Genomic DNA, 26,046 nt, shown 5'->3' on the forward strand with positions numbered 1-26,046 from the left:
CTGCACCCAGGACCAAGAGAGGAAGCGCATCATGAGTACACCATTGTTAATTGCCCGGACGCTGGAAAAAGAGCTGTATTTACTGCCCGCGATGGCAAACCGCCACGGTCTGATCACCGGTGCGACCGGGACGGGGAAAACCGTCACCCTGCAAAAACTGGCGGAGTCGCTTTCAGAGATTGGCGTACCGGTCTTTATGGCTGACGTGAAAGGCGATTTAACCGGTGTGGCTCAGGAGGGTATCGCCTCTGAAAAACTGCTCGAACGGCTGAAAAATATTGGCATCACGGATTGGACCCCGCACGGTAATCCGGTGGTCGTCTGGGACATCTTTGGCGAGAAAGGCCACCCGGTACGCGCTACCGTCTCCGATCTCGGCCCGCTGCTGCTGGCTCGCCTGCTTAACCTCAATGACGTACAGTCCGGAGTGCTGAACATTATCTTCCGCATTGCCGATGACCAGGGTCTGCTGCTGCTCGATTTCAAAGATCTGCGGGCCATTACCCAGTACATCGGCGATAACGCGAAATCCTTCCAGAACCAGTATGGCAATATCAGCAGCGCGTCGGTGGGCGCCATTCAGCGCGGGCTACTGACGCTTGAGCAACAGGGCGCCGAGCACTTCTTCGGCGAGCCGATGCTGGATATCAAAGACTGGATGCGCACCGACAGCAGCGGCAAAGGCATTATTAATATCCTGAGTTCAGAGAAGCTCTACCAGATGCCGAAACTCTACGCCGCCAGCCTGCTGTGGATGCTCTCTGAGCTTTACGAGCAGTTGCCTGAAGCAGGCGATCTGGAAAAACCGAAGCTGGTCTTCTTCTTTGACGAAGCGCACCTGCTGTTCAACGATGCGCCGCAGGTATTGCTGGACAAGATTGAACAGGTGATTCGCCTGATTCGCTCCAAAGGCGTCGGCGTCTGGTTTGTCTCGCAAAATCCATCCGATATACCAGACAACGTACTGGGCCAGCTCGGTAACCGCGTGCAGCACGCCCTGCGCGCCTTTACGCCGAAAGATCAAAAAGCGGTGAAAGCCGCGGCGCAAACCATGCGCGCTAATCCGGCCTTTGATACCGAAGCGGCGATTCAGGCGTTAGGCACCGGTGAAGCGCTGATCTCGTTCCTTGATGCGAAGGGCAGCCCGTCCGTGGTGGAACGCGCAATGGTGATCGCCCCCTGCTCGCGCATGGGGCCGGTGACGGACGATGAGCGCAACGGCCTGATTAACCACTCCCCGGTGTACGGAAAGTACGAAGACGAGGTAGATCGCGAATCTGCGTTCGAAATGCTGCAAAAAGGGGTACAGGCGACCACCGAATCGCAGGATGCGCCAGCTGCCAAAGGGCAGTCTGTCGCGGTGGATGACGGTATTCTCGGTGGACTCAAAGACATTCTGTTCGGCAGCACCGGGCCGCGCGGCGGCAAGCGTGATGGCGTGGTGCAGACCATGGCGAAAAGCGCCGCGCGGCAGGTCACGAATCAGATAGTGCGCGGCATGCTGGGGAGTTTACTAGGCGGCCGTCGTCGGTAGACGGGGAACCCACGGGTGGCCAAGCGCCGAACCCTGTACGCCGTGCTCATGCAGATAGCGGTCGATTTCCACCATCCCCGTCCAGCGGTTCTCACACCACAGCGGTGCCAGAAGCGTTGGGCGGCGGGCGCTGGCGGAAATGCGGTGGTAAACAATCTCCGGCGGCGTGTGGCGAATCATCTCCCCTGCCGTCACCGTATACTCGTCGAGTTCAATGCCGTTCAACCGTCCGGCTTCCCAGGCTTTCGCCATAATGCTGCCCTTAACGATATGCAGCGGGTGCAGCTTGATGCCGTCCACACCGGTTTCAACTACCCTTTCCAGCGTTTCAAGGCCATGCTGTTGACCTTCTCCGGGCAAGCCGACAATCAGATGCGAGCAGACCTTCAGCCCGCGCTCGCGAGCAAGGCGCGTGGTGCGCTGGTAGCAGGCAAAATCATGGCCACGGTTGATCCGGTGCAGCGTTTTGTCATGCGCGGTCTGTAGACCCAGCTCCAGCCAGATCTCATAGCCTTGCTCTTTATACTCGCTGAGCAGGTCCAGTACCGCGTCCGGCACGCAGTCCGGGCGCGTACCCACGCACAGCCCGACAATATTGGCCTGGCTGACGGCCTGCTGATACATGTCGCGCAGCACCTGCACCTCCGCCCACGTGCTGGTGTAGGCCTGAAAATAGGCCAGATACTGCTTCGCACGGTTTACCAGACTCGCCTGATGTGAAAGCTGCTCGACGATGGAGCGGTGCTGCTGGGTCTCATCAGCAAACGAGGCAACGTTACAGAAGGTGCAGCCGCCGCGCCCAATCGTGCCATCCCGGTTTGGACAGCTAAACCCGCCATGCAGCGTCAGCTTGTGAACCTTTTGACCATAACGCTGCAAAAGATCCCCACCAAACATATTGACTAATTTCTGTAACTGCATAATCTGATAGACCGTCCCGGAGAAAGGGGACAAGCCTGCCATTTTTAGCCTCTGTCGGCGATGACCTGGATCAATCGCCCTGGACGGCCTTTATCTATATGAATAAATACTCAGGATTACTGCAATTTCATTCACCCCGGTCGTAATTACTTTTCCTTATGTTCTGATTGTTTTTTTCATTTATAGCGCCACCACGGTAAAACAGTGGCTTTATGCGGGTTTGCAGCCAATACCAGATTATTATTCTGGTATGAAACCGCTATTCAGCACGCTACATTGATAATACCGCTTTCATATAGTGAGTCAGATCACACTCCGCTGCGTCCTGTCTGGGCATACAATCAATGTAAAAATAGTTAAATTCTTTTTACATACAAAGATATAGCGCCTCTTTAGCACATTTTTGTATAAATAAGATTGCCATTTGACCTGTGTACCAATTCCCGATAAGTTGGAAATCCGCTGGAAGCTTTCTGGATGAGCGGCCTGCTCATCATATTTATGCAGTAATTGAGATTCCCTCTGAAGCAAGTCCTCAAACTTGTTTACCTGCGCGAAAGGATGAAAAAGAGGGCGAATGCGAGGTCCGCGTATGAAACGCAAACCCCGTCGCCATGCTCTTTCTGCGCCTGTGCGCCACGGTAAAGTTCAGAGAGAAGCCCGACGAGCCTGGGGAGGTTCACTGATATGTTGTACGATAAATCCCTTGAGAAGGATAACTGTGGTTTCGGCCTGATCGCCCACATAGAAGGCGAACCTAGCCACAAGGTAGTGCGTACTGCTATTCACGCACTGGCCCGAATGCAGCACCGTGGCGCCATCCTTGCCGATGGTAAAACCGGCGACGGTTGCGGCCTGCTGCTGCAAAAACCCGATCGTTTCTTCCGCATCGTGGCGGAAGAGCGCGGCTGGCGTTTAGCCAAAAACTACGCTGTCGGTATGCTGTTCCTGAACCAGGATCCTGAAAAGGCTGCTGCCTCACGCCGCATCGTCGAAGAAGAACTTCAGCGTGAAACCCTGTCTATTGTCGGCTGGCGTAATGTGCCAACCAATGAAGGGGTGCTCGGTGAAATCGCCCTCTCCTCGCTGCCTCGCATTGAACAGATTTTCGTCAATGCGCCTGCGGGCTGGCGTCCACGTGATATGGAACGCCGTCTGTTTATCGCCCGCCGCCGCATTGAAAAACGTCTCCAGGACGATAAAGAGTTCTACGTCTGTAGCCTCTCAAACCTGGTCAACATCTATAAAGGTCTGTGTATGCCGGCTGACCTGCCGCGCTTCTACCTGGACCTGGCGGACCTGCGTCTGGAATCGGCCATTTGCCTGTTCCACCAGCGCTTCTCCACAAACACCGTACCTCGCTGGCCGCTGGCTCAGCCGTTCCGCTATCTGGCGCACAACGGCGAGATCAACACCATTACCGGTAACCGCCAGTGGGCCCGCGCCCGTACCTATAAGTTCCAGACACCACTGATCCCTGACCTGCACGATGCCGCACCGTTCGTGAACGAAACCGGCTCGGACTCCAGCTCAATGGATAACATGCTGGAACTGCTGCTGGCGGGCGGGATGGACATCGTTCGCGCCATGCGCCTGCTCGTGCCACCTGCCTGGCAGAACAACCCGGATATGGACCCGGAACTGCGCGCGTTCTTCGACTTTAACTCCATGCACATGGAGCCGTGGGACGGCCCGGCGGGCATCGTGATGTCCGACGGTCGTTTTGCCGCCTGTAACCTGGACCGTAACGGTCTGCGTCCGGCGCGCTACGTCATCACCAAAGATAAGCTCATCACCTGCGCCTCTGAAGTCGGGATCTGGGATTACCAGCCTGACGAAGTGGTTGAGAAAGGCCGCGTCGGTCCGGGCGAGTTGATGGTTATCGACACCCGCGGCGGGCGCATTCTGCATTCCGCCGAAACCGACAATGATCTGAAGAGCCGCCACCCGTACAAAGAGTGGATGGAGAAAAACGTGCGTCGCCTGGTGCCGTTTGAAGACCTGTCGGACGAAGAAGTGGGCAGCCGTGAGCTGGACGACGATACCCTCGCCAGCTACCAGAAGCAGTTTAACTACAGCGCGGAAGAGCTGGATTCGGTTATCCGCGTGCTCGGTGAAAACGGCCAGGAAGCGGTCGGCTCCATGGGTGACGATACCCCGTTTGCCGTGCTCTCCAGCCAGCCGCGCATCATTTATGACTATTTCCGTCAGCAGTTCGCGCAGGTCACCAACCCGCCAATCGACCCGCTGCGTGAAGCGCACGTCATGTCGCTGGCCACCAGCATTGGTCGCGAGATGAATGTCTTCTGCGAGGCCGAAGGCCAGGCGCACCGTTTGACCTTTAAATCGCCGATCCTGCTGTACTCTGATTTCAAACAGCTCACCACCATGAAAGAGGAGCACTACCGCGCCGACACGCTCGACATTACGTTTGACGTGAACGAATCGAGCCTCGAAGAGACGGTGAATGCGCTGTGTGACAAAGCCGAACAGATGGTACGTAACGGTACCGTTCTGCTGGTGCTGTCTGACCGTAATATCGCGAAAAATCGACTGCCGGTACCCGCGCCAATGGCGGTAGGTGCTATCCAGACGCGTCTGGTCGATAAGAGCCTGCGCTGCGACGCCAACATCATTGTTGAAACCGCCAGCGCCCGCGACCCGCACCACTTTGCCGTGCTGTTAGGCTTTGGTGCGACGGCGATCTACCCGTATCTTGCCTACGAAACGCTGGCCCGTCTGGTGGATACCCGCGCGATCGACAAAGACTACCGTGCTGTGATGCTTAACTACCGTAACGGCATCAACAAAGGTCTGTACAAGATCATGTCCAAAATGGGCATCTCGACCATTGCCTCCTACCGCTGTTCGAAGCTGTTTGAAGCGGTCGGCCTGCATGACGAGGTCGCTAACCTCTGCTTCCAGGGCGTGGTCAGCCGCATCGGCGGCGCTGGTTTTGCTGACTTCCAGCAGGATCTGGTGAACCTGTCTAAACGCGCCTGGCTGGCACGTAAGCCGCTGGATCAGGGCGGTCTGCTGAAATACGTTCACGGCGGCGAGTATCATGCCTATAACCCGGACGTGGTGCGCACGCTGCAGCAGGCGGTTCAGAGCGGCGAATACAGCGATTATCAGCAGTATGCTGAGCTGGTAAATAACCGTCCGGCGGCGACGCTGCGCGACCTCATTGCCCTCAATCCGGGTGATGAAGCGGTCAGCATTGACGAGGTTGAGCCAGCATCCGAACTGTTCAAACGCTTCGACACCGCGGCGATGTCCATCGGCGCGCTGAGCCCGGAAGCCCACGAAGCGCTGGCGGAAGCCATGAACAGCATCGGCGGCAACTCCAACTCCGGCGAAGGCGGTGAAGATCCTGCGCGTTACGGCACCAACAAAGTCTCCCGTATCAAGCAGGTGGCATCCGGTCGCTTTGGCGTCACGCCAGCGTACCTGGTCAACGCCGACGTGATTCAGATTAAAGTCGCTCAGGGTGCAAAACCGGGCGAAGGCGGTCAGTTGCCAGGTGATAAAGTCACCCCGTATATCGCCAAACTGCGCTACTCCGTGCCGGGCGTGACGCTGATCTCTCCGCCACCGCACCACGATATCTACTCTATCGAGGATCTGGCGCAGCTGATTTTCGACCTGAAACAGGTCAACCCGAAAGCGATGATCTCCGTGAAGCTGGTTTCCGAACCGGGTGTTGGAACCATCGCCACCGGCGTGGCGAAAGCCTATGCGGATCTCATCACCATCGCCGGTTACGACGGCGGTACCGGTGCAAGCCCGCTCTCCTCCGTGAAATATGCGGGTTGCCCGTGGGAACTCGGTCTGGTGGAAACCCAGCAGGCGCTGGTGGCTAACGGTCTGCGTCACAAGATCCGCCTGCAGGTGGACGGTGGCCTGAAAACCGGCCTCGACATCATCAAAGCGGCGATTCTGGGCGCTGAAAGCTTCGGCTTCGGTACCGGCCCGATGGTTGCGCTCGGCTGTAAATACCTGCGTATTTGCCACCTGAACAACTGCGCAACCGGTGTTGCGACCCAGGATGAGAAGCTGCGTAAGAACCACTACCACGGCCTGCCGTTCAAAGTGACCAACTACTTTGACTTTATCGCCCGCGAAACCCGCGAGCTGATGGCACAGCTGGGCGTTAAACGCCTGGTGGATCTGATTGGCCGTACCGACCTGCTGAAAGAGCTGGAAGGCTTCACCGCGAAGCAGCAGAAACTGGAGCTGAGCAAGCTGCTGGAAACCGCGCAGCCGCACCCGGGCAAAGCGGTCTACTGCACAGAGAACAACCCGCCGTTCGATAACGGCGTGCTGAACGCACAGCTGCTGCAGCAGGCGAAGCCGTACGTGGACGACAAGCAGAGCAAAACGTTCTGGTTTGATATCCGCAACACTGACCGTTCCGTAGGCGCGTCGCTCTCCGGTTACATCGCGCAAACGCACGGTGACCAGGGGCTGGCAGCGGATCCGATCACCGCGCACTTCAGCGGTACCGCGGGTCAGAGCTTCGGCGTGTGGAACGCAGGCGGCGTTGAGCTGTACCTGACTGGTGATGCCAACGACTACGTCGGTAAAGGCATGGCGGGCGGTCTGCTGGCGGTGCGTCCTCCGGTAGGTTCAGCCTTCCGCAGCCATGAGGCAAGCATCATCGGTAACACCTGTCTGTACGGCGCGACCGGCGGTCGTCTGTTTGCAGCGGGCCGTGCAGGTGAACGTTTTGCGGTGCGTAACTCCGGTGCTATCACCGTGGTGGAAGGCATTGGCGATAACGGTTGTGAATATATGACGGGCGGGATTGTTTGCGTCCTGGGTAAAACCGGCGTGAACTTTGGCGCAGGCATGACGGGCGGTTTTGCATACGTCCTGGATGAAGACGGTGAGTTCCGCAAACGCGTGAACCCTGAACTGGTGGAAGTGCTGGACGTTGATACGCTGGCCATCCACGAAGAACACCTGCGCGGTTTGATTACCGAGCACGTGCAGCATACCGGTTCTTCGCGCGGCGAAGAGATCCTGGCGAACTGGCCGGCGTTCTCTGCGAAATTCGCGCTGGTTAAACCGAAGTCCAGCGATGTTAAAGCCCTGTTGGGTCACCGTAGTCGTAGCGCAGCAGAGCTGCGCGTGCAGGCGCAGTAAGGAATTCAGATGAGCCAGAACGTATACCAGTTTATCGACCTGCAGCGTGTTGATCCGCCAAAGAAACCGCTGAAGATCCGTAAAATTGAATTTGTAGAAATCTACGAGCCGTTTTCAGAAGGCCAGGCCAAAGCGCAGGCAGACCGCTGCCTGTCCTGCGGTAACCCTTACTGCGAATGGAAATGCCCGGTACACAACTACATCCCGAACTGGTTGAAGCTGGCCAACGAAGGACGTATTTTTGAAGCCGCCGAGCTGTCTCACCAGACCAACACCCTGCCGGAAGTGTGCGGCCGCGTGTGTCCTCAGGACCGTCTGTGTGAGGGTTCCTGTACGCTGAACGACGAGTTTGGCGCGGTGACCATCGGTAACATCGAACGCTATATCAACGATAAAGCGTTCGAGATGGGCTGGCGCCCGGACATGACCGGCGTGAAGCAAACCGACAAGCGCGTGGCGATTATCGGCGCGGGCCCGGCGGGCCTGGCCTGTGCGGACGTCCTGACCCGTAACGGCGTGAAGGCGGTGGTCTTTGACCGTCATCCGGAAATCGGCGGTCTGCTGACCTTCGGCATCCCGGCCTTCAAGCTGGAGAAAGAGGTCATGACCCGCCGTCGTGAAATCTTCACCGGCATGGGTATCGAGTTCAAGCTGAACACAGAAGTGGGCCGCGACGTGCAGCTCGACGATCTGCTGAAGGATTACGACGCCGTGTTCCTGGGCGTGGGCACCTATCAGTCCATGCGCGGTGGTCTGGAGAACGAAGACGCGCCGGGCGTGTACGATGCGCTGCCGTTCCTGATTGCCAACACCAAGCAGATTATGGGTTATGGCGAAACGGCCGAAGAACCTTTCGTCAGCATGGAAGGCAAACGCGTGGTGGTGCTGGGCGGCGGTGATACCGCGATGGACTGCGTGCGTACGTCTATTCGTCAGAACGCGGCACACGTGATCTGCGCCTATCGTCGTGACGAAGAGAACATGCCGGGCTCTAAACGCGAAGTGAAAAACGCGCGTGAAGAGGGCGTTGAGTTCCAGTTCAACATCCAGCCTCTGGGTATTGAAGTGAATGCCAATGGCAAAGTGAGCGGCGTGAAGATGGCGCGCACCGAGATGGGCGCGCCGGATGCGAAAGGCCGTCGTCGTGCAGAAATCGTAGCCGGTTCCGAGTATGTGATCCCGGCCGATGCCGTGGTCATGGCGTTTGGTTTCCGTCCTCACAGCATGGCGTGGCTGGCGAAGCACAGCGTTGAGCTGGATTCGCAGGGCCGTATTATTGCGCCAGAAGGCAGCGACAATGCGTTCCAGACCAGCAACCCGAAAATCTTTGCAGGTGGCGATATCGTTCGCGGTTCCGACCTCGTGGTCACCGCGATTGCCGAAGGGCGTAAAGCGGCCGACGGGATTATGAATTACCTGGAAGTGTAACGAGAATGGCCCGGCAGACACCGGGCCATTTTTTTATTTCTTGAGAAGTTGCCAGGACAAATCGCTCTCCAGAGCAGTTTGATCAGAAATATGGTTAAACGCGCTGTCATTCAGTACCGGGAAAATCGTCACGGTAAAATTTAGCTGCTGGCCGCTGGGTACCTTACCGTTTTCAACCGCGATTACCGCTTCGTTATTGCGAACATAGAGTGATGCGCCGCTATCACTTTCAGGCGTAAAGTTCACCTGATCGGTTGTTTTTCCCACGCTGTAGCTTTTACCGTCAAGCGTCAGGTTGCTGACTTTAATCGCCACACCGCCGTTCTGGCCAAACTGAAAACGCCCTTTCTGTCCGGAAGCGCCCTGTATTAACGTCGCCATCTGCTGTTTTTCAGGGCAATAGACGCTGACGTTAATCTCTTTTTCCGGCATTTTGTTCCAGCTTTGCTGACTGGAGATAATGTTGTCACGCCGCATCTGATGATAATCCACGACCTGCTGGGAGAGCGTTAACTGGCACTCTTCAGCATAAGAAAAGCACGGTAAGGCAAGCAGCAAAAGCGTAGCCAGATGTTTAAGGTTCATCGACATACTCCGTTAACTTCCTCATAAAACGCGTCTTCGTCATGCTTTGCAGGAAGGGTGAAATCAAGCTTGCACAGACGTTGATTGTCATCATTGATGGCATACAGTGCGGCGACCTGATCGGCATCGTTCAGGAAAACATGTCCATCATCGACCACCGTCACCACGTAATTATCTTTGTCATCCACCACGGACAGGCCTTTCGTTAGCGGCTTACCGTCGGCCTGCTTGATGCGTAACATCACGCGACGGCTGTTCAGCACCTTAAAGCTCACCTCACTGACCGAACCATGGGCAGCAGCAATGTACTTGGTGCCGTTTGCCAGCGTCATGCTCTGCGGCAGTTTGTTCGCATCCACTTCAATGCGCGAGTTACGCCACTCGGTCAGGCCTGGAATGACAGCCTGCCCCCAGCGATCGGTCCAGACGGTACCCTGCGGCGTGGTGATCTCCACACCCGCTTTCGGTTCGCTCAGTTTGGCAATTGCGAAGGTGTCTTTAATGGAATACGGCGAGAAGGTCACGCCCTCTTTATGCATGGCAATACCGCCAGACAGCGTCGCATTATAGTTACGCTGGTTATCACCGCTGGTCCCCCCGCCTACGCTAAGCTGGGCGTAGTGCAGGTTGGTGTTAATGTTGCCGTTAAAGCTGTTTTGCTTTGATTCCTGGTCACGATCGGCAGAAATATAGTAGTTAGTGTCATTACCCAGCGAGCCGCTGTTTGCCAGGCCGTAGCTGGTGCTATCGCCCTGCTTGCGCATATAAGAGCTCAGGCTCTGCGAACCGCCTAGCGGGATGCTGAGGTTGATGTATAAAAGATCGTCATTCTGGTCATCATCAGAGTTACCAACTGCGCTTTGCCAGTTAACGTTGACCGAGGCATATTTGAAGGTCTTACCCCATGACAGCAGTAAATAACGTGAATCCTCTCCGTCTCCTGCTGCCTGGTTGTAGCTAAGGCCTGCACTAAATGCTCCGGCTAGCGGAGTTGACCAGCGAATGTTGGCGGAATAGCTGTTGTCATAGCCCTGGTAATCATCGTCCATGGCATCCGCCAGCTCGCGGTAATCACCGCTGTAGTGCGCTACGCTGGCAGACAGGCCGACGTTCTCGGTAAATGAATAATCGCTCTGTAATTCGTTTTTGATACCGTTATCGCTGTCGCCAAATTGCGCCTTGCTGGCGGCCATGCTGGTGGAGATATTCCAGTCATCGGTGACCATAAACTCAGTGCGCGCGCCTGCTGCCTGGTAATCTTCAGCCACCACGCCGGAGGCAAGCAGGTTCATCCAGGGGAAAATTCGCCAGCCGTCGGATACGTTGAACACCAGCGGGTCGCTGTAGTCACTGTCTATGCCGCGCACCTGGCCTGCCGAAACGGTCAGGCCGTTTGGTCTTGAAAGGTTCCGCGATTTTACGGAAGAGGCGGGAACAATGTAGTGGTTCGTTGAGCCGTCAGATTCAACAACGGTGACGTCCAGATCGACGTTGTTGCGTACCATCGGCACATCATCCAGCGTAAACGGCCCCGCCGGAACCAGGGTGTTAAAGATAAGTCGCCCGTTCTGACGAACTTCAACGCGCGCCTGTGACGTACGGGCGATACCGGACACGCTCACGCCCGAGCTGTCTTTCTGCAAACCGCTCGTTGGCATCAGCTGTACACCGGTGATCGGCACGCCGCTTAGCACATCGGACATGGCGTTGACTTCACCCACCTGCATGGTCAGGCGCTGGGGCACAAACACATGTTCTGCGTAGGTATAAATGCTCTCTGCGTTTCGGTTACCGTTATCATCCGTCAGGATATAGCGGCTGCGCAGAGACCAGTCCATCGTATTGAACCCCGCCTCCAGGCTTGCCTGGGAGTAACGGTTACTGCTGCTGTCACTTCCGCTGTAGTCACTTTTGGTACTGAATAACGAGTAGTTAAGCATGCCTGCCGTGCCGCCATGCTGGAAGTTTTTAACGTCTGCGCTCAGGCTGTTAAGCGCTTCCGGTGGCAGATAAAGCTCGACTGCCTCCTGGTTTGGCAACGGGTTAATCACAGCCTGAGCATAGTCGCTGCGAATATCATGACAGGTTTCATTCGCCTTTATGGGCACCGGCATGAGTCCTGCGAATTCCAGGAAGTCGTTATCAACGCACATCGTACCGTCTTCACTGAAGCGTACGGCTGCCGTTCCGCGATCGTTGCCGTTCACTTTGACCGAAACGGAATGCGTCCCCGGTAAAAAGCGCGGGGCTTCGGCAAAGTAGCGGTTCAGATCGACGCCCAGCCCCCGGGATTTGAGGATATCCGTATCAAACGTCACCTCCCTCGCGTGGACAGATGGGGCATCAAGCAACAACAGTGGTATTGCGCTATAAATCACAGCGCGCACAAAAAGTGCAAGTTGGCTTTTTTTACGCACCGCCATAATCCTTTATTTTTTATTGAGATCCGAGATGAAGCTTGGAACTTCGACCCCATAGCGGCTGGCGGGGAAGAATTTAACTTTGTTGTTGCCGCTGACGGATTTGCCCATTGAAACCGTCATGGTTTCACCGGGTAGTATGTAGGTTTTGGCAAGCGAGCCGCTGATGCCTGAAGGCTGCAGGACTACGTTTTGCGCCAGGCGTACGACATATTTGCTCGGGTTTTTCACCGTGACGGAGGTGCCTGAAGCGGTCCAGTCGAGGTATTTCCAGGCATCGGTCACCACGGCCAGTTTCGCAGGGCGAATCAGTACAGGCAGATCCTGACGAATATTGATGCCAATTTTGACTTTGTTGTCGTCACTTTTCGGTGGGATACCTTCAAAGGTCACACGCTTATAATGCTCAACATCCAGTGGCTTGCTGTTTTGCAAAATGAAGCGCAATTGCTGGGTCTGACCGGGCTCGAGACGCACCACGGGCTGAGTGGTCACCAGTTTCAGGCCTTGATCATCTGGCAAATCCACCACATCGGTATACAGCAGCGACGGATGGCTATCGGTATTTTTGACGTTGATGGTGCCGCTGTGGGTCGCTTCATCAATAACTAGCAGACTGGTTTCTGGCACCATACCTGCGGCATGTACGGCAAACTGTGCAGTGAACAAGGCAGCTGCAGCGAGCGTTTTAATTAAAACAGTTTTAGAGCATGTCATATGTATATTCCTTGAAAGCACTACCTAACACTCCGTGTTTATGGCGCTTCTCTATTAGGGTGAAATGTTACTTATTTGTTGGTTTGAATTTAACTCACTTTAAATTTTGAGAGACTGACAGATTCCTATCGCCAGCACATTAAAAATTAACAACCCATTGATAAATACCACTGAAGTTCACGGCGATAATATAGAAATTCCAAATGCATGCAATTTAGACTTATTAATAATTGACTTAAGATAATCTCAATCCATTAATAATTCATATAAATTAAATGATATCAAGTAAATTATCAGCCATTTATATTCAAGAAATTAATTGATTGCGGTTTTGATTTAATCCACTTACGCTCTTAGCATTTCAATACATATAAAATACTTGTTTACACTGTTCTAAATTTGTCCCCATCCATCCTCAAAAAGTGATTTTACTATACGCATCTTCATAGCATTGAGTGTTTTACAAACAATAAAAAAGAGCAAATATACAGCATTTGCTCTTTTGGATGATTTTTATACTTTGAAAAATGGAGGATTACAGATAATTTAGGCTGATTGTCAGTTGACCATCTAACTTCGTATCGTCGGTTATCGCTAAAGTCGTCGTATCCTGAATAGCGACAGAGGTTATCAAAGGGAACACTGCTGTAGTAAATGCCAATGGCTCTAAAGAGCCTTTTGCTGCAACTGTCATTGTCCGAATATTCTCATCCTGAAGCTGGTTTCGTACAGTAGTACTTGTCCATCTTCCATCAAGATATTGCGTATAAATGCCATCAACGTCAATGCCATCAGCGGTAATTTTATCGCGATCCAAGAGCACTGCATATGCACCAATCTTAACATCCCCAGTCGTTTTCCCAAGACCAAACAAATAGGGATCAATGGTTTGATCGCCGTATTTTGTGCTTTCAACTTTGATATCTGCCTGACTATCACTTCGGTCATCAACAGATGAGAATCCAACTTTAGTGGGTGCTGAACAGTTAATTGTCAGGCTAATGTTTTTTTCGCCCAATTGATTTACTTCAGTTGTCGACAGCTCACCCAGATGGATGTTACCGTAGTCGACAACACCGCCATTGCTTAATTCAGGTGTACATGCTGAGTTAGTCAGCGTTCCTTTCACCTTCATTACCGCCGTTTCCGCAGCAAATGCAGATGAAACACACAGTGACAATACCGTGACAAGTAATACTTTTTTCATTTGTTAATCCTTAACGTATGAGTTATTTCAGTATATGATTTCTGCAACAAATCTTTTTCTTCATGCTGAAGGATATGCAACAGTACATGTGCATATAATATCTACAATGCGAATATATGCAATTTATCAAAAATAATATTATTATTTAGTTTTTTTAATTCTAATGGTTTAAATGATAAATAGCCTGAAAAAGACCGCTACGGAAGGGGTTGATATTCACGACAATGATATATTCAGAGCATCTCTTTGACTTTCAGCGAGTCCCATTAGAAAAAATATATGAAATATTAATTTCACAAAAAAAAATCCAGCCATCTTTAGATAAGCTGGATTTATAACGTATTGATTAACCGTTATTTTACCACTCTGAGAGCAGGACGCCCCCCGCGTGGTGGCGGATCGTCATCTGGATCGTTATCATCCTGGCGATCGGGTTTGTCGCCGTCGATAACGGACATCACCGCGTCGCTTTCGCGCTCTCCGGTTGCATCGTCATCATTCAGGCTGGCAACGTCTTCGTCGTAAGCCGCTTCCGGCTCAAACATGGTACCCGCACCGTTTTCACGCGCGTAGATAGCCAGCACGGCAGCCAGCGGCACGGAAACCTGACGCGGTACGCCGCCGAAACGCGCGTTAAAGCGCACTTCGTCGTTTGCCAGTTCCAGGTTACCCACTGCGCGCGGCGCAATATTCAGCACGATCTGTCCGTCACGCGCGTATTCCATGGGAACCAGCACGCCCGGCAACGTCACATCCACCACCAGGTGCGGCGTGAGCTGGTTATCCAGCAGCCATTCATAGAAGGCGCGCAGCAGATACGGACGGCGTGGGGTTAGTTGTGACATTTCCACAGTGATTAGCCTCGGCCGAGACGCATTTCACGTTCCGGTTCAGTTAAAGATGCCAGGAAAGAGTCGCGCTCAAATACGCGAGTCATATAGCCCTTCAGCTCTTTCGCACCAGGACCGCTGAACTCTACGCCCAGAGTAGGCAGACGCCACAGCAGCGGAGCCAGGTAGCAATCCACCAGGCTGAACTCATCGCTCAGGAAGAACGGTTTCTGACCAAACACAGGGGCGATGGCCAGCAGCTCTTCACGCAGCTGCTTACGCGCAGCATCGGCTTCAGAAGAGGAACCGTTAACGATGACGTTCATCAGCGTATACCAGTCTTTTTCGATACGCTGCATGTACAGGCGGCTTTCACCACGCGCAACAGGGTAAACAGGCATCAGTGGTGGATGCGGGAAACGCTCATCCAGGTATTCCATAATGATACGGGATTCCCACAGGGTCAGCTCGCGATCCACTAGCGTCGGTACGCTTTGGCTCGGGTTGAGATCGATCAGATCCTGAGGCGGGTTATCCTTTTCCACATGCTCGATCTCAAAACTGACACCCTTCTCGGCCAGCACGATACGAACCTGATGGCTATAAATGTCAGTAGGACCAGAAAACAGCGTCATTACCGAACGTTTGTTGGCAGCGACAGCCATGAAAACCTCCAGGTATATTCAGAATTTTTACTGCTACCAGCCCAACAGGGGCCAGCCAGATGTTGTATCGCCCATCCCAGAGAAAACACATTGTTCAAGAATCGAACAAAAATCGAGTATTCACCGATATTTGGGCAGAAAATTGGATGATAGTTTACCAGATTTTGATGGCTTTGTGGTGAGGGGATTCTGGAAATGTGGAAAAAGAGAAGATATATGCATTGATACTGTGGATAACCTACGCATTATCCATAAAAAAACCCGCCGAAGCGGGTTTTTCGCCAATCGTTCTGCGTAAGCAGAATGAATTAACGTTTGGAGAACTGTGGACGACGACGTGCTTTACGCAGACCCACTTTCTTACGTTCAACCTGACGCGCGTCACGAGTAACGAAGCCAGCTTTACGCAGTTCAGAACGCAGGGATTCGTCGTACTCCATCAGAGCGCGGGTGATACCGTGACGGATCGCACCTGCCTGACCGGAGATACCACCACCTTTAACGGTGATGTACAGATCCAGTTTTTCTACCATGTCAACCAGTTCCAGCGGCTGGCGAACTACCATGCGGGCAGTTTCGCGACCGAAGTATTGTTCCAGAGAACGCTGGTTGATTACGATTTTACCACTGCCCGGTTTGATGAAAACGCGAGCTGCGGAACTTTTGCGGCGACCAGTGCCGTAGTATTGATTTTCAGCCATTGCCTATAATCCCGATTAGATGTCAAGAACTTGCGGTTGCTGTGCCGCGTGGTTGTGCTCGTTGCCTGCGTAAACTTTCAGTTTACGGAACATAGCACGACCCAGCGGGCCTTTTGGCAGCATGCCTTTAACCGCGATTTCAATCACACGCTCAGGACGGCGAGCAATCATCTCTTCAAAGGTCGCTTCTTTGATACCACCGATGTGGCCGGTGTGGTGATAGTACACTTTGTCAGTACGCTTGTTGCCGGTTACAGCAACTTTATCAGCGTTCAGAACGATGATGTAATCACCGGTATCAACGTGCGGAGTGTATTCCGCTTTATGCTTACCGCGCAGGCGACGAGCCAGTTCAGTAGCCAGACGGCCCAGAGTCTTACCGGTCGCGTCAACAACATACCAGTCGCGCTGTACGGTTTCTGGTTTAGCTGTAAAAGTTTTCATTAAAAGCTTACCCAAATAATAAGTTACACGTTGGTGAACACCCAAACGTTTAGTCAGTTGAGGTTCACACGACAAAGTCCGGCAAACCTACCCCTTCGAATAGCTAATGCCGACACATAGAAAGTTTCGGGAAAAAAACCTTCTCGTAACGTGGGGTCGCAAGATTATAGAGAAGTTGAGGTCAAAGATCGACCCTTAAATGTGATTTGGAATGGGTTTTTCGGGGGTGAGCACTGTGCGGTCTGGTGCCCTCACCCCCAGCCCCTCTCCCACGGGAGAGGGTGGCATTTATGGCATATGCTCCAGCTTGAGGTATTCCTCGCTCTGCATCTCCTGCAGGCGCGAGAGGCAGCGCTGGAACTCAAACTTCAGCCGCTCCCCCTGGTAGATCTCATATAAAGGAACCTCGGCGCTAATCACCAGCTTGACGTGGCGCTCATAAAACTCATCCACCAGCGCAATGAAGCGACGTGCTTCGCTCTCCATCAGCCGCGTCATCACCGGAACATCCAGCACCATCACGGTGTGGAACAGACGCGAAAGCGCAATATAGTCGTGCTGGCTGCGGGCATCAACACACAGCGTCGTAAAGGAGACCGCCAGCGTTTGGTTTTCAACACCGAGCGTTGCCAACGGGCGATGGTTAATCTCGAGTTCCGGAGCGTGCTCGCGTTTTGCCCCCGCTAGCGCCAGCCACAGTTTATCCATCTGTTGGGTGGTCTCTGCATTTAATGGTGAGAGCCAGAGATGTGCCTGGGTCAGCGTGCGTAGCCGGTAATCTACCCCTGCATCAACATTCATAATGTCACAATGCTGTTTGATAGCGTCGATGGCAGGCAGGAAGCGCGCCCGCTGCAGGCCATTGCGGTACAGCTCATCAGGCGGGATGTTCGACGTGGCAACCAGCGTAATCCCCCGGGCAAATAGCGCTTTCATCAGGCCACCTAACAGCATGGCATCGGTGATGTCAGACACAAAAAACTCGTCGAAGCAGAGCACGTCCGTTTCCGCCTTGAATCTGTCGGCCACAATCTCCAGGGGATCGCTTTTGCCCTGCAGTGCCGTCAGCTCTTCATGCACCCGCAGCATAAAGCGATGGAAGTGCAGACGCTGTTTACGCGCCCCCGGCAGGCTCTGGTAGAACATGTCCATCAGCCAGGTTTTTCCCCGCCCGACACCGCCCCACATATAGAGACCGCGCACCGGCGCGTGCTCCTGCGGCGCTTTTTTCCCAAGCAGCCGTCCAAAGGCCGCCTTGAGCCCACCGCTCTGTTCAGCTTCCGCGGGCTTTGCCGTGAGTTCCTGATAGATCGTCTCCAGACGGCTTACCGCCTCACGCTGAACGTCATCCGGTTGATGGGTGCCCTCGTTAAGGGCCAGTTGATATCGCGATGCAGGGGACAAGTTTTGCATAATCTTATTGTTATTCCCTCAATTAAAGCTCACCAGCAGGCGTGACTGATGAAAAAAAGGCCGTTCTACACTACGCGATGATACGTCAGGATTCCACTTCTGCGGAAATAGCGGTTATAGTGGCATTATCAGGCACAGGCAGGAGCCGAGCCAACACCCTACGGAACAACAAGACAACGGGAGAAGTTCATGACCTGGGAATATGCGCTAATCGGTTTAGTGGTCGGCATCGTCATCGGTGCTGTGGCCATGCGTTTCGGTAATCGCAAATTGCGTCAGCAGCAGTCACTGCAGTACGAACTGGAAAAGAACAAAGCCGAACTGGAAGAGTATCGTGAAGAGCTGGTCAGCCACTTTGCCCGTAGCGCCGAGCTGCTGGACAACATGGCGACCGACTATCGCCAGCTGTATCAACACATGGCGAAAAGCTCCAGCAGCCTGCTGCCTGAAATGACGGCGGAAACCAACCCGTTCCGCAATCGTCTGGCAGACTCTGAAGCCGGTAACGATCAGGCTCCGGTTCAGATGCCACGCGACTACTCAGATGGCGCGTCCGGCCTGCTGCGCGGTGGCGTAAAACGCGATTAATCGCACAACCAGAATTTATTTTACGGGCGCAGCGATTGCGCCCGTCCTTTCTTGATGACCCCAGCTATTATTTAGTTAAACACCTCATTGTTCAGCGGTTTAAAATTCAATAACATCAACGTGTTTTTGGGGCCGTTTTTCCTTTATTCCAGGTTACGAGAGTCAACATCGATGAAGAAAAAAAACCAGCTGTTGAGCGCTATCGCGTTAAGTGTCGGGTTATCTCTCTCGGCGTCCGTCCCGGTATTCGCCGCCATTCCCTCCCAGGTGCCAGGCCAGGCGGCCATCCCAAGCCTCGCGCCAATGCTGGAAAAAGTATTGCCTGCGGTGGTCAGCGTCCAGGTTGAGGGCACAGCAGTACAAAGCCAACGCGTCCCTGAAGAACTGAAAAAATATTTTGGCGATGAGTCTCCCGACCAGCAGGCTCAGCCTTTTGAAGGTCTGGGTTCTGGCGTCATTATTGATGCGGCAAAAGGCTATATTCTGACCAACAATCATGTCATCAGCCAGGCCGATAAAATCAGCGTCCAGCTTAACGATGGCCGCGAATTTGATGCCAAACTGATCGGCGGCGATGACCAGAGCGACATCGCGCTGTTGCAGGTGCAAAACCCAAGCAACCTGACCCAGATTGCCATTGCGGATTCCGACAAACTGCGCGTCGGCGATTTTGCCGTCGCCGTGGGCAACCCCTTTGGTTTAGGGCAGACCGCAACTTCCGGGATCGTCTCGGCGCTCGGGCGCAGCGGCCTGAATCTTGAAGGGCTGGAAAACTTTATCCAGACCGATGCCTCCATCAACCGTGGGAACTCCGGCGGGGCATTGCTCAACCTGAACGGCGAGCTGATTGGGATCAACACGGCAATCCTGGCTCCGGGCGGCGGCAGCATTGGGATCGGTTTTGCTATCCCCAGTAATATGGCCAAAACGCTGGCGCAGCAGCTCATCCAGTTCGGCGAAATCAAACGCGGGCTGCTGGGCATTAAAGGTATGGAGATGAGCGCGGATATCGCAAAGGCGTTCAACATTAACGTACAGCGCGGGGCGTTTGTCAGTGAAGTAATGCCAAACTCCGGCTCGGCAAAAGCAGGCGTGAAATCGGGTGATGTGATCGTCAGCCTTAACGACAAACCGCTGAGCAGCTTTGCAGAACTACGTTCGCGGATTGCCACAACCGAACCTGGAGCCAAAGTGAAGCTGGGTCTGATTCGTGACGGTAAGCCGCTGAACGTTGAAGTAACGCTGGATAAGAGCACCTCTTCCTCTGCCAGCGCAGAGCTTATCGCGCCGGCGTTGCAAGGCGCTACGTTGAGCGACGGGCAGCTGAAAGACGGTACGAAAGGCATCAGCATCGACACCGTCGAGAAGGGCAGCCCTGCCGCGCAGGCCGGATTGCATCAGGATGACGTTATCATTGGCGTAAACCGCAATCGCGTGCAGTCCATTGCCGAAATGCGCAAGGTGCTGGAAAGTAAACCGGCGGTTATTGCCCTGCAGGTCATGCGTGGCAATGAGTCCATCTATATTCTGTTGCGCTAAGCATTTGCGACCCCGGACATCACCGCTGCGTGTGATGTCCGGATAACTCATGTTATGCTGCAAATCGTTCCTTATTTAACGACACGCGCATCATGCTTTTAAAGCTCTTACGTTCTACTTTCATCGGTTTGATTGTCGCAGGCCTGCTGCTGCTGGCGCTGCCGTCTTTACGTCAGTTCAACAAACTGTCGGCTCCCCAGTTCGATAGCACGGATGAAACGCCGGCCACCTATAACCAGGCCGTTCGCCGTGCCGCACCTGCCGTGGTTAACGTCTATAACCGTGGCCTGAACACCTCAGCCCATAACCAGCTGGAGATACGCACCCTCGGCTCCGGGGTAATTATGGACGAGCGTGGCTACATTATTACCAACAAGCACGTGATTAACGATGCCGACCAGATCATCGTCGCCCTGCAGGACGGCCGCGTGTTTGAGGCATTACTTGTTGGATCGGATAGCCTGACCGACCTGGCCGTCCTGAAAATTAACGCCACGGGCGGTTTGCCGGTCATCCCGATCAACCGTAAACGTACCCCGCACATTGGTGACGTCGTGCTGGCTATCGGCAACCCTTACAATCTGGGCCAGACCATCACCCAGGGGATTATCAGCGCGACCGGCCGTATTGGTCTCAACCCATCGGGACGGCAGAACTTCCTGCAAACCGATGCCTCAATCAACCACGGTAACTCCGGCGGTGCGCTGGTCAACTCGCTGGGCGAGCTGATGGGCATCAACACCCTCTCGTTCGATAAGAGTAACGACGGTGAGACGCCGGAAGGGATCGGCTTTGCCATTCCGTTCCAGCTGGCGACCAAAATTATGGATAAACTGATCCGCGATGGGCGTGTGATTCGCGGCTATATCGGTATTGGCGGCCGTGAAATTGCACCTATGCATACCCAGGGCGGCGGTATCGATCAGATTCAGGGCATCGTGGTGAACGAGGTGTCGCCAGGCGGTCCGGCGGCGAATGCGGGGATTCAGGTAAATGATGTCATTGTGTCGGTCAACGGCACGCCGGCGGTCTCTGCGCTGGAGACGATGGACCAGGTGGCAGAAATTCGCCCAGGCTCTATCATACCTGTTGAAGTCATGCGCAACGATAAGAAACTGACGCTGCATGTGACGATTCAGGAATACCCGGCCACTAACTGACAGGCATAAAAAAACGGAGCGATAAGCTCCGTTTTTTTTACCGGGTGGGGGTGCGCTTTACTTGTTAACGAACTCTTCGCCCAGGGTGATATCTTTCTTCAGCGTGTCCAGCATGCCTTCCATCGCGTGTTGTTCAAACGCGCTCAGCGTACCAATGGATTTACGCTCTTCGATACCGTTTTTACCCAGCAGCAGCGGCTGAGAGAAGAAGCGAGCGTGTTCGCCATCGCCTTCAACGTAAGCGCATTCAACAACGCCTTTCTCGCCCTGCAGAGCGCGAACCAGTGACAGACCGAAACGCGCAGCTGCCTGGCCCATAGACAGGGTCGCAGAACCGCCACCCGCCTTCGCTTCCACCACTTCGGTGCCCGCGTTCTGGATGCGTTTGGTCAGGTCAGCCACTTCCTGCTCGGTGAAGCTAACGCCTGGGATCTGCGACAGCAGAGGTAGAATGGTGACGCCAGAGTGTCCACCAATAACCGGAACTTCCACTTCTGTTGGCTGTTTGCCTTTCAGCTCAGCAACAAAGGTGTTGGAACGGATAATATCCAGCGTGGTCACGCCGAACAGTTTGTTTTTGTCGTAAACACCTGCTTTCTTCAGCACTTCTGCCGCGATAGCAACGGTGGTGTTTACCGGGTTAGTGATGATGCCGATGCATGCTTTCGGGCAGATTTCAGCAATCTGCTGCACCAGGTTTTTCACAATGCCTGCGTTGACGTTGAACAGGTCTGAACGATCCATGCCTGGCTTACGCGCCACGCCTGCAGAAATCAGCACCACGTCGGCACCCTGCAGTGCAGGACGCGCATCTTCACCGGAGAAGCCTTTGATTTTTACAGCGGTTGGGATGTGGCTCAGGTCAACCGCCACACCTGGGGTTACCGGAGCAATATCGTACAGGGAGAGTTCTGAGCCTGAAGGCAGTTGGGTTTTCAGTAGTAGGGCAAGCGCCTGGCCGATACCACCAGCAGCGCCGAGGACTGCGACTTTCATCCTAAACTCCTTATTATGGTTAACTTAAGTATCTGTAAATCCGTTGCGGCGACCATAATTCAGCAAGTGTTTAATTACAATTTTCGTAGCTAAAGAATTTGAGGTCACGCGGCTTTATCTCTCATCAGAAGACTATCTGACGACAGATGGCAACGAATTAAGAGGTGGTTACAATACACCCTGCCCCGCCACCAAAACAACATCATTTTGATAACATTTAATTTACTTTTAAGCTTATTTGCGCGGCGTGACCCAGGCATGTTTTCTGATAACGAAATCTGATAAAATCACTCCCTTTCATAACATTATTTCAGCCTGGCGCTGAGTAGATAATTTGCATAAAAATTCATCCACATGCATAATAATGTTGTTTCTATCGTCATATTCCGGGTGACTTATGCGAAGCTCGTCTAAGCAAGAAGAATTAGTTAAGGCGTTTAAGGCGCTACTTAAAGAAGAGAAATTCAGTTCTCAGGGAGAAATTGTTCAGGCGCTGCAGGAACAAGGCTTCGATAACATCAATCAGTCGAAAGTCTCCCGCATGTTAACCAAATTTGGCGCGGTACGTACCCGTAACGCCAAAATGGAGATGGTTTATTGCCTGCCTGCAGAACTTGGCGTGCCGACCACCACCAGCCCGCTCAAGAATCTGGTTCTGGATATCGATTACAACGACTCCGTTGTGGTGATCCGCACAAGCCCTGGTGCCGCGCAGCTGATTGCCCGCATGCTGGACTCAGTAGGTAAAACGGAGGGTATCCTCGGGACTATCGCCGGTGATGACACCATCTTTACCATCCCGGCCAGCGGTTTCTCCGTTAAAGATCTCCACGAAGCGATTCTGGCTCTGTTCGAACAGGAACTGTAATCCTCTCTCCCCGTAGCGCCGCTGCGGGGATCATTCTGCTCCCGCATCATTTCCCCCTGTCTTCTACTGCCTCTGGCTTTGACAAATAGTGCTTTTTACCACCCATTAACATTCATTCAGTGAATGGTAAATCAAAAAATCGCACAAAAAATCAAAAGCAGATATCCATATGATTTAATTAGATATAACCCCACATAATGGCCAAAAAACGGCCAGCATTATGCAATTTCGTTATAAAAAAAAGACTGGTTAACACGTAATAACAATAGAAACCATTAGCCTGGTATTAATTTTTAGCGTTATTAGTGTATACTTGATTTTGTGATGAGGGTCACGAAACAAGACCCCACTAAAAAATTCGACGAGGTAAGAATCATGAAAATCAAAACTACTGTAGCGGCGCTGAGCGTCCTGTCTGTTCTGTCATTCGGTGCTTTCGCTGCTGACTCTATCAACGCTGACCAGGCGCAATCCCGCCAGGCAATCGGTACGGTTTCTGTCGGCGCGATCGGCACGTCTCCAATGGACATGCATGAAATGCTGAACAAAAAAGCGGAAGAACAGGGTGCGTCATCCTATCGCATCATCGAAGCGCGTTCAGGTGACCACTGGCACGCTACCGCTGAGCTGTACAAATAAGTTTTAGTAATAACTGAAAACGTAAATCTCCACTCAACGGCACCAGGCATAAAAATAGCGGTTCAACCCTTCCTGCCGTTGAGCAAAAACCCTATTCAGGAGTAAAGACTATGAAAACTAAATTGATCATCGCAACCCTCGGTCTGGCTTCCGTTCTCTCTTTCGGCGCGAGTGCAGCCGTACAGCAAGTGAATGCCGACCAGGCTCAAAATCTGCAGCGTATGGGCAGCGTATCCGTCACGTCAGTCACCGGCTCACCGATGGATATTCGTCACGAACTTGCCGCCAAAGCTGAAAAAGCAGGTGCCAGCAGCTATCGCGTCACCGAACTGAATCAGGGTGACCACTGGCATGCTACGGCAGAACTGTATAAATAAACCCTCGTCGTATCTCATCATACGACTTGCCCCTGGCCTCATGGTCAGGGGCTTTTTTTTCATTTCATTCAATGACGCGCGTTAAAGCGCAGCTGCCCTTCCAGCTCTTCTTCTGCTTCATCGAACAGCAAAATCAGTGCGCCAAAACGTCTGCGCAGCTTATCGGGCAAATGGATGAATTCGATCTCCAGAGGTAGCGGCAGCAGACTCCCGGTCACCACGTCCCACAGCGTGTCCAGATTCGTCACGCTTCCCCGTTCAAGATCAAACACCCGGATAAATTCTCGGTAAAAGTCTTCCTGACCATCGATCTCGTCAAAATCAAAGGTATAGGTTTTCATTGCCAGCCACCCAGTCCAGGCGAGCGGCAGATGCCGCCCCGTCTATTATAATCCCCCGATATGCAGGGTTTTAACTTCCAGATACTCTTCCAGACCCAGCACGGAGCCCTCACGTCCAAGGCCTGACTCTTTTACGCCGCCAAATGGCCCAAGCTCAGTGGACACGGCGCACTCGTTAATGCCAATCATCCCGCTCTCGATGGCCTGTGAAACGCGGAAAACCCGCGAGAGATTCTGGGTGTAGAAGTAAGCCGCCAGCCCGTAGGGCGTGTTGTTGGCGCGCTGGATAACTTCATCTTCCGAGGTGAAACGGAAGCACGCCGCAACAGGGCCAAACGTCTCTTCTTCTGCCAGCTTCATGCCTTCATGGCAGTCGCCCAGCACGGTTGGCAACCAGAAATTCCCGCCAAGCGGATGAGGCTTACCGCCTGCCAGTACGGTCGCGCCCCGGGCAACAGCGTCTTCCACATGCTCGCGCACTTTGTTCACCGCTGAGGGTTCAATCAGCGGACCTACGACCACACCGTCGTCCAGACCATTTCCCACCTTCAGCGCGTTCACCGCATCGGCCAGTTTGTTCACAAACTTGTCGTAGACGGTTTCCTGAATATAGAAGCGGTTAACGCTAACGCAGACCTGCCCGGCATTGCGGAACTTGTTGGCGATCGCCCCTTTAACCGCAGCGTCGATATCCGCATCTTCAAAAACGATATACGGGGCATTTCCCCCCAGTTCCATGGAGACTTTTTTCATGGTTTCCGCAGCGTTACGCACCAGCGTTTTGCCGACGGAGGTCGAACCGGTGAAGGAAATTTTACGCACGTCCCGGCTCGCCATGATCGCGTCGCTGATCTCATGCGTATTCCCGGCCACGGCGTTGAGCACGCCGTCGGGCACACCGGCCTGTTTTGCCAGCGTAAGCAGCGCAAAGGCGCTGAGCGGCGTGTTATTTGCCGGTTTTATTACCCCGGTACACCCAGCAGCCAGCGCCGGGCCTAATTTACGGGTGAGCATCGCCATCGGGAAGTTCCACGGCGTAATCGCCGCGACCACGCCAATCGGTTCTCGGGTCGCCAGAATGCGCGAACCGGGTTTAACAGGGGGAATAATTTCACCGTTAGCGCGCTTGGCCTCTTCGGCGAACCACTGGATAAAGCTGGCAGCGTACTCCACCTCCCCTTCCGCTTCTTTGAGGGGCTTGCCCTGCTCGGTGGTCATTAACCGCCCGAGCCAGCTTTTATTCTCAATAATTAGCTCGTACCAGCGATAGAGGATAGTCGAGCGCTCTTTCGCGGTTTTGGCGCGCCATGCCGGGAAGGCTTTGGTGGCCGCTGCGATAGCATCTTCGGTTTCCGCTTTACCCGCTTTTGCCACTCTGGCGATGACCTCACCGGTCGCGGGGTTAAGCACATCAAACGTCGTGTCCAGCGTTTTCCAGATTCCATTGACCAGATATCCGGTCTGAAAAAGGATGTGGTCCTGTAGCGCCTGGGTCGTCATATGCCCTCCCTTTCTGAAATGTAAG

Annotated in this window: 22 protein-coding genes; 9 read left to right on the forward strand and 13 right to left on the reverse strand. The window is 53.5% G+C overall.

Translation table 11 applies throughout. The features are described 5' to 3' along the window. Positions 1 to 31: 31 nt before the first annotated feature. Entirely contained in the window at positions 32 to 1,534 is a 1,503-nt protein-coding gene (locus tag AC3WOK_RS13185; RefSeq protein WP_492354638.1) for a helicase HerA-like C-terminal domain-containing protein, read from the forward strand. Here AC3WOK_RS13185 and mnmL read toward each other — a convergent pair. Then, the gene (mnmL, locus tag AC3WOK_RS13190) at positions 1,514 to 2,455 is read right to left on the reverse strand and encodes a tRNA modification radical SAM protein MnmL/YtqA (RefSeq protein WP_123138612.1); all 942 of its coding nucleotides are present in this window, start codon (positions 2,453 to 2,455) and stop codon (positions 1,514 to 1,516) included. The two genes, AC3WOK_RS13185 and mnmL, sit on opposite strands and share 21 nt — an antisense overlap. A 687-nt stretch (positions 2,456 to 3,142) precedes the next feature. Between mnmL and gltB the strand changes: the two genes are divergently transcribed. After that, positions 3,143 to 7,603, forward strand: coding sequence for a glutamate synthase large subunit (gene gltB / locus AC3WOK_RS13195; protein ID WP_059312157.1), 4,461 nt, complete (start codon positions 3,143 to 3,145; stop codon positions 7,601 to 7,603). Between the two features lie 9 nt (positions 7,604 to 7,612). After that, on the forward strand, positions 7,613 to 9,031 hold the full coding sequence (gene gltD / locus AC3WOK_RS13200; RefSeq protein WP_059312156.1) for a glutamate synthase subunit GltD: 1,419 nt from the start codon (positions 7,613 to 7,615) through the stop codon (positions 9,029 to 9,031). A gap of 33 nt (positions 9,032 to 9,064) precedes the next feature. On the opposite strand, the gene AC3WOK_RS13205 is transcribed toward gltD, so the two are convergent. The 9 genes from AC3WOK_RS13205 to zapE form a co-directional block, all read right to left on the reverse strand. Continuing rightward, entirely contained in the window at positions 9,065 to 9,616 is a 552-nt protein-coding gene (locus tag AC3WOK_RS13205; protein ID WP_492354639.1) for a hypothetical protein, read from the reverse strand. Further along, positions 9,613 to 12,039 carry a fimbrial biogenesis outer membrane usher protein gene (locus AC3WOK_RS13210; RefSeq protein WP_492354640.1) on the reverse strand — a complete coding sequence of 809 codons (2,427 nt, stop codon included), beginning with the start codon at positions 12,037 to 12,039 and terminating at the stop codon, positions 9,613 to 9,615. Before AC3WOK_RS13210 ends, AC3WOK_RS13205 begins: the two co-directional genes overlap by 4 nt. A 6-nt stretch (positions 12,040 to 12,045) precedes the next feature. Continuing rightward, positions 12,046 to 12,753 carry a fimbria/pilus chaperone family protein gene (locus AC3WOK_RS13215; RefSeq protein ID WP_063431365.1) on the reverse strand — a complete coding sequence of 236 codons (708 nt, stop codon included), beginning with the start codon at positions 12,751 to 12,753 and terminating at the stop codon, positions 12,046 to 12,048. A gap of 535 nt (positions 12,754 to 13,288) precedes the next feature. After that, positions 13,289 to 13,960: a DUF1120 domain-containing protein gene (locus AC3WOK_RS13220; protein WP_492354641.1), complete on the reverse strand. Its 672-nt coding sequence runs from the start codon at positions 13,958 to 13,960 to the stop codon at positions 13,289 to 13,291. A 353-nt stretch (positions 13,961 to 14,313) separates the two neighbouring features. Beyond that, the gene (sspB, locus tag AC3WOK_RS13225; RefSeq protein ID WP_059312151.1) at positions 14,314 to 14,811 is read right to left on the reverse strand and encodes a ClpXP protease specificity-enhancing factor; all 498 of its coding nucleotides are present in this window, start codon (positions 14,809 to 14,811) and stop codon (positions 14,314 to 14,316) included. Positions 14,812 to 14,816: 5 nt separating this feature from the next. Further along, positions 14,817 to 15,455, reverse strand: coding sequence for a stringent starvation protein SspA (sspA, locus tag AC3WOK_RS13230; RefSeq protein ID WP_014071978.1), 639 nt, complete (start codon positions 15,453 to 15,455; stop codon positions 14,817 to 14,819). A 308-nt stretch (positions 15,456 to 15,763) separates the two neighbouring features. After that, positions 15,764 to 16,156, reverse strand: a complete 393-nt coding sequence (gene rpsI, locus AC3WOK_RS13235) for a 30S ribosomal protein S9 (protein ID WP_003860436.1) — start codon at positions 16,154 to 16,156, stop codon at positions 15,764 to 15,766. Between the two features lie 15 nt (positions 16,157 to 16,171). Further along, positions 16,172 to 16,600, reverse strand: a complete 429-nt coding sequence (rplM, locus tag AC3WOK_RS13240; protein WP_006178824.1) for a 50S ribosomal protein L13 — start codon at positions 16,598 to 16,600, stop codon at positions 16,172 to 16,174. Positions 16,601 to 16,888: 288 nt separating this feature from the next. Further along, the gene (zapE, locus tag AC3WOK_RS13245) at positions 16,889 to 18,013 is read right to left on the reverse strand and encodes a cell division protein ZapE (RefSeq protein WP_492354642.1); all 1,125 of its coding nucleotides are present in this window, start codon (positions 18,011 to 18,013) and stop codon (positions 16,889 to 16,891) included. Positions 18,014 to 18,202: 189 nt separating this feature from the next. On the opposite strand from zapE, the gene zapG reads away from it, so the two are divergent. From zapG to degS, 3 genes are all read left to right on the forward strand, one after another. After that, positions 18,203 to 18,601: a Z-ring associated protein ZapG gene (zapG, locus tag AC3WOK_RS13250; protein WP_008502832.1), complete on the forward strand. Its 399-nt coding sequence runs from the start codon at positions 18,203 to 18,205 to the stop codon at positions 18,599 to 18,601. 171 nt (positions 18,602 to 18,772) lie between these two features. Further along, positions 18,773 to 20,140 carry a serine endoprotease DegQ gene (gene degQ / locus AC3WOK_RS13255; RefSeq protein ID WP_492354643.1) on the forward strand — a complete coding sequence of 456 codons (1,368 nt, stop codon included), beginning with the start codon at positions 18,773 to 18,775 and terminating at the stop codon, positions 20,138 to 20,140. Between the two features lie 92 nt (positions 20,141 to 20,232). After that, positions 20,233 to 21,300, forward strand: a complete 1,068-nt coding sequence (gene degS, locus AC3WOK_RS13260) for an outer membrane-stress sensor serine endopeptidase DegS (protein WP_492354644.1) — start codon at positions 20,233 to 20,235, stop codon at positions 21,298 to 21,300. Positions 21,301 to 21,357: 57 nt separating this feature from the next. Here degS and mdh read toward each other — a convergent pair whose 3' ends face one another. Continuing rightward, positions 21,358 to 22,296 (reverse strand): malate dehydrogenase, encoded by a 939-nt coding sequence (gene mdh, locus AC3WOK_RS13265; protein ID WP_023309387.1) that lies wholly within the window; start codon positions 22,294 to 22,296, stop codon positions 21,358 to 21,360. Positions 22,297 to 22,693: 397 nt separating this feature from the next. Here mdh and argR point away from each other — a divergent pair, with 397 nt between their 5' ends. The 3 genes from argR to yhcN (AC3WOK_RS13280) all read left to right on the forward strand — a co-directional run bounded on the left by argR (position 22,694) and on the right by yhcN (AC3WOK_RS13280) (position 24,180). Then, positions 22,694 to 23,164 carry a transcriptional regulator ArgR gene (gene argR, locus AC3WOK_RS13270; RefSeq protein ID WP_059312147.1) on the forward strand — a complete coding sequence of 157 codons (471 nt, stop codon included), beginning with the start codon at positions 22,694 to 22,696 and terminating at the stop codon, positions 23,162 to 23,164. 375 nt (positions 23,165 to 23,539) lie between these two features. Next, a complete protein-coding gene (yhcN, locus tag AC3WOK_RS13275) occupies positions 23,540 to 23,803 on the forward strand; it encodes a peroxide/acid stress response protein YhcN (RefSeq protein WP_047347671.1) in 264 nt (87 codons plus the stop codon). 110 nt (positions 23,804 to 23,913) lie between these two features. Next, a complete protein-coding gene (gene yhcN, locus AC3WOK_RS13280) occupies positions 23,914 to 24,180 on the forward strand; it encodes a peroxide/acid stress response protein YhcN (RefSeq protein ID WP_032659672.1) in 267 nt (88 codons plus the stop codon). Positions 24,181 to 24,248: 68 nt separating this feature from the next. Here yhcN (AC3WOK_RS13280) and AC3WOK_RS13285 read toward each other — a convergent pair whose 3' ends face one another. Both AC3WOK_RS13285 and AC3WOK_RS13290 read right to left on the reverse strand, forming a co-directional pair. Continuing rightward, positions 24,249 to 24,521: a barstar family protein gene (locus AC3WOK_RS13285; protein WP_047347670.1), complete on the reverse strand. Its 273-nt coding sequence runs from the start codon at positions 24,519 to 24,521 to the stop codon at positions 24,249 to 24,251. A gap of 45 nt (positions 24,522 to 24,566) precedes the next feature. Beyond that, complete coding sequence (locus AC3WOK_RS13290; RefSeq protein ID WP_492354645.1) at positions 24,567 to 26,021, reverse strand: NAD-dependent succinate-semialdehyde dehydrogenase; 1,455 nt, start codon at positions 26,019 to 26,021, stop codon at positions 24,567 to 24,569. Positions 26,022 to 26,046: the final 25 nt, after the last annotated feature.

Source organism: Enterobacter sp. FW301-JW81, assembly GCF_058788735.1.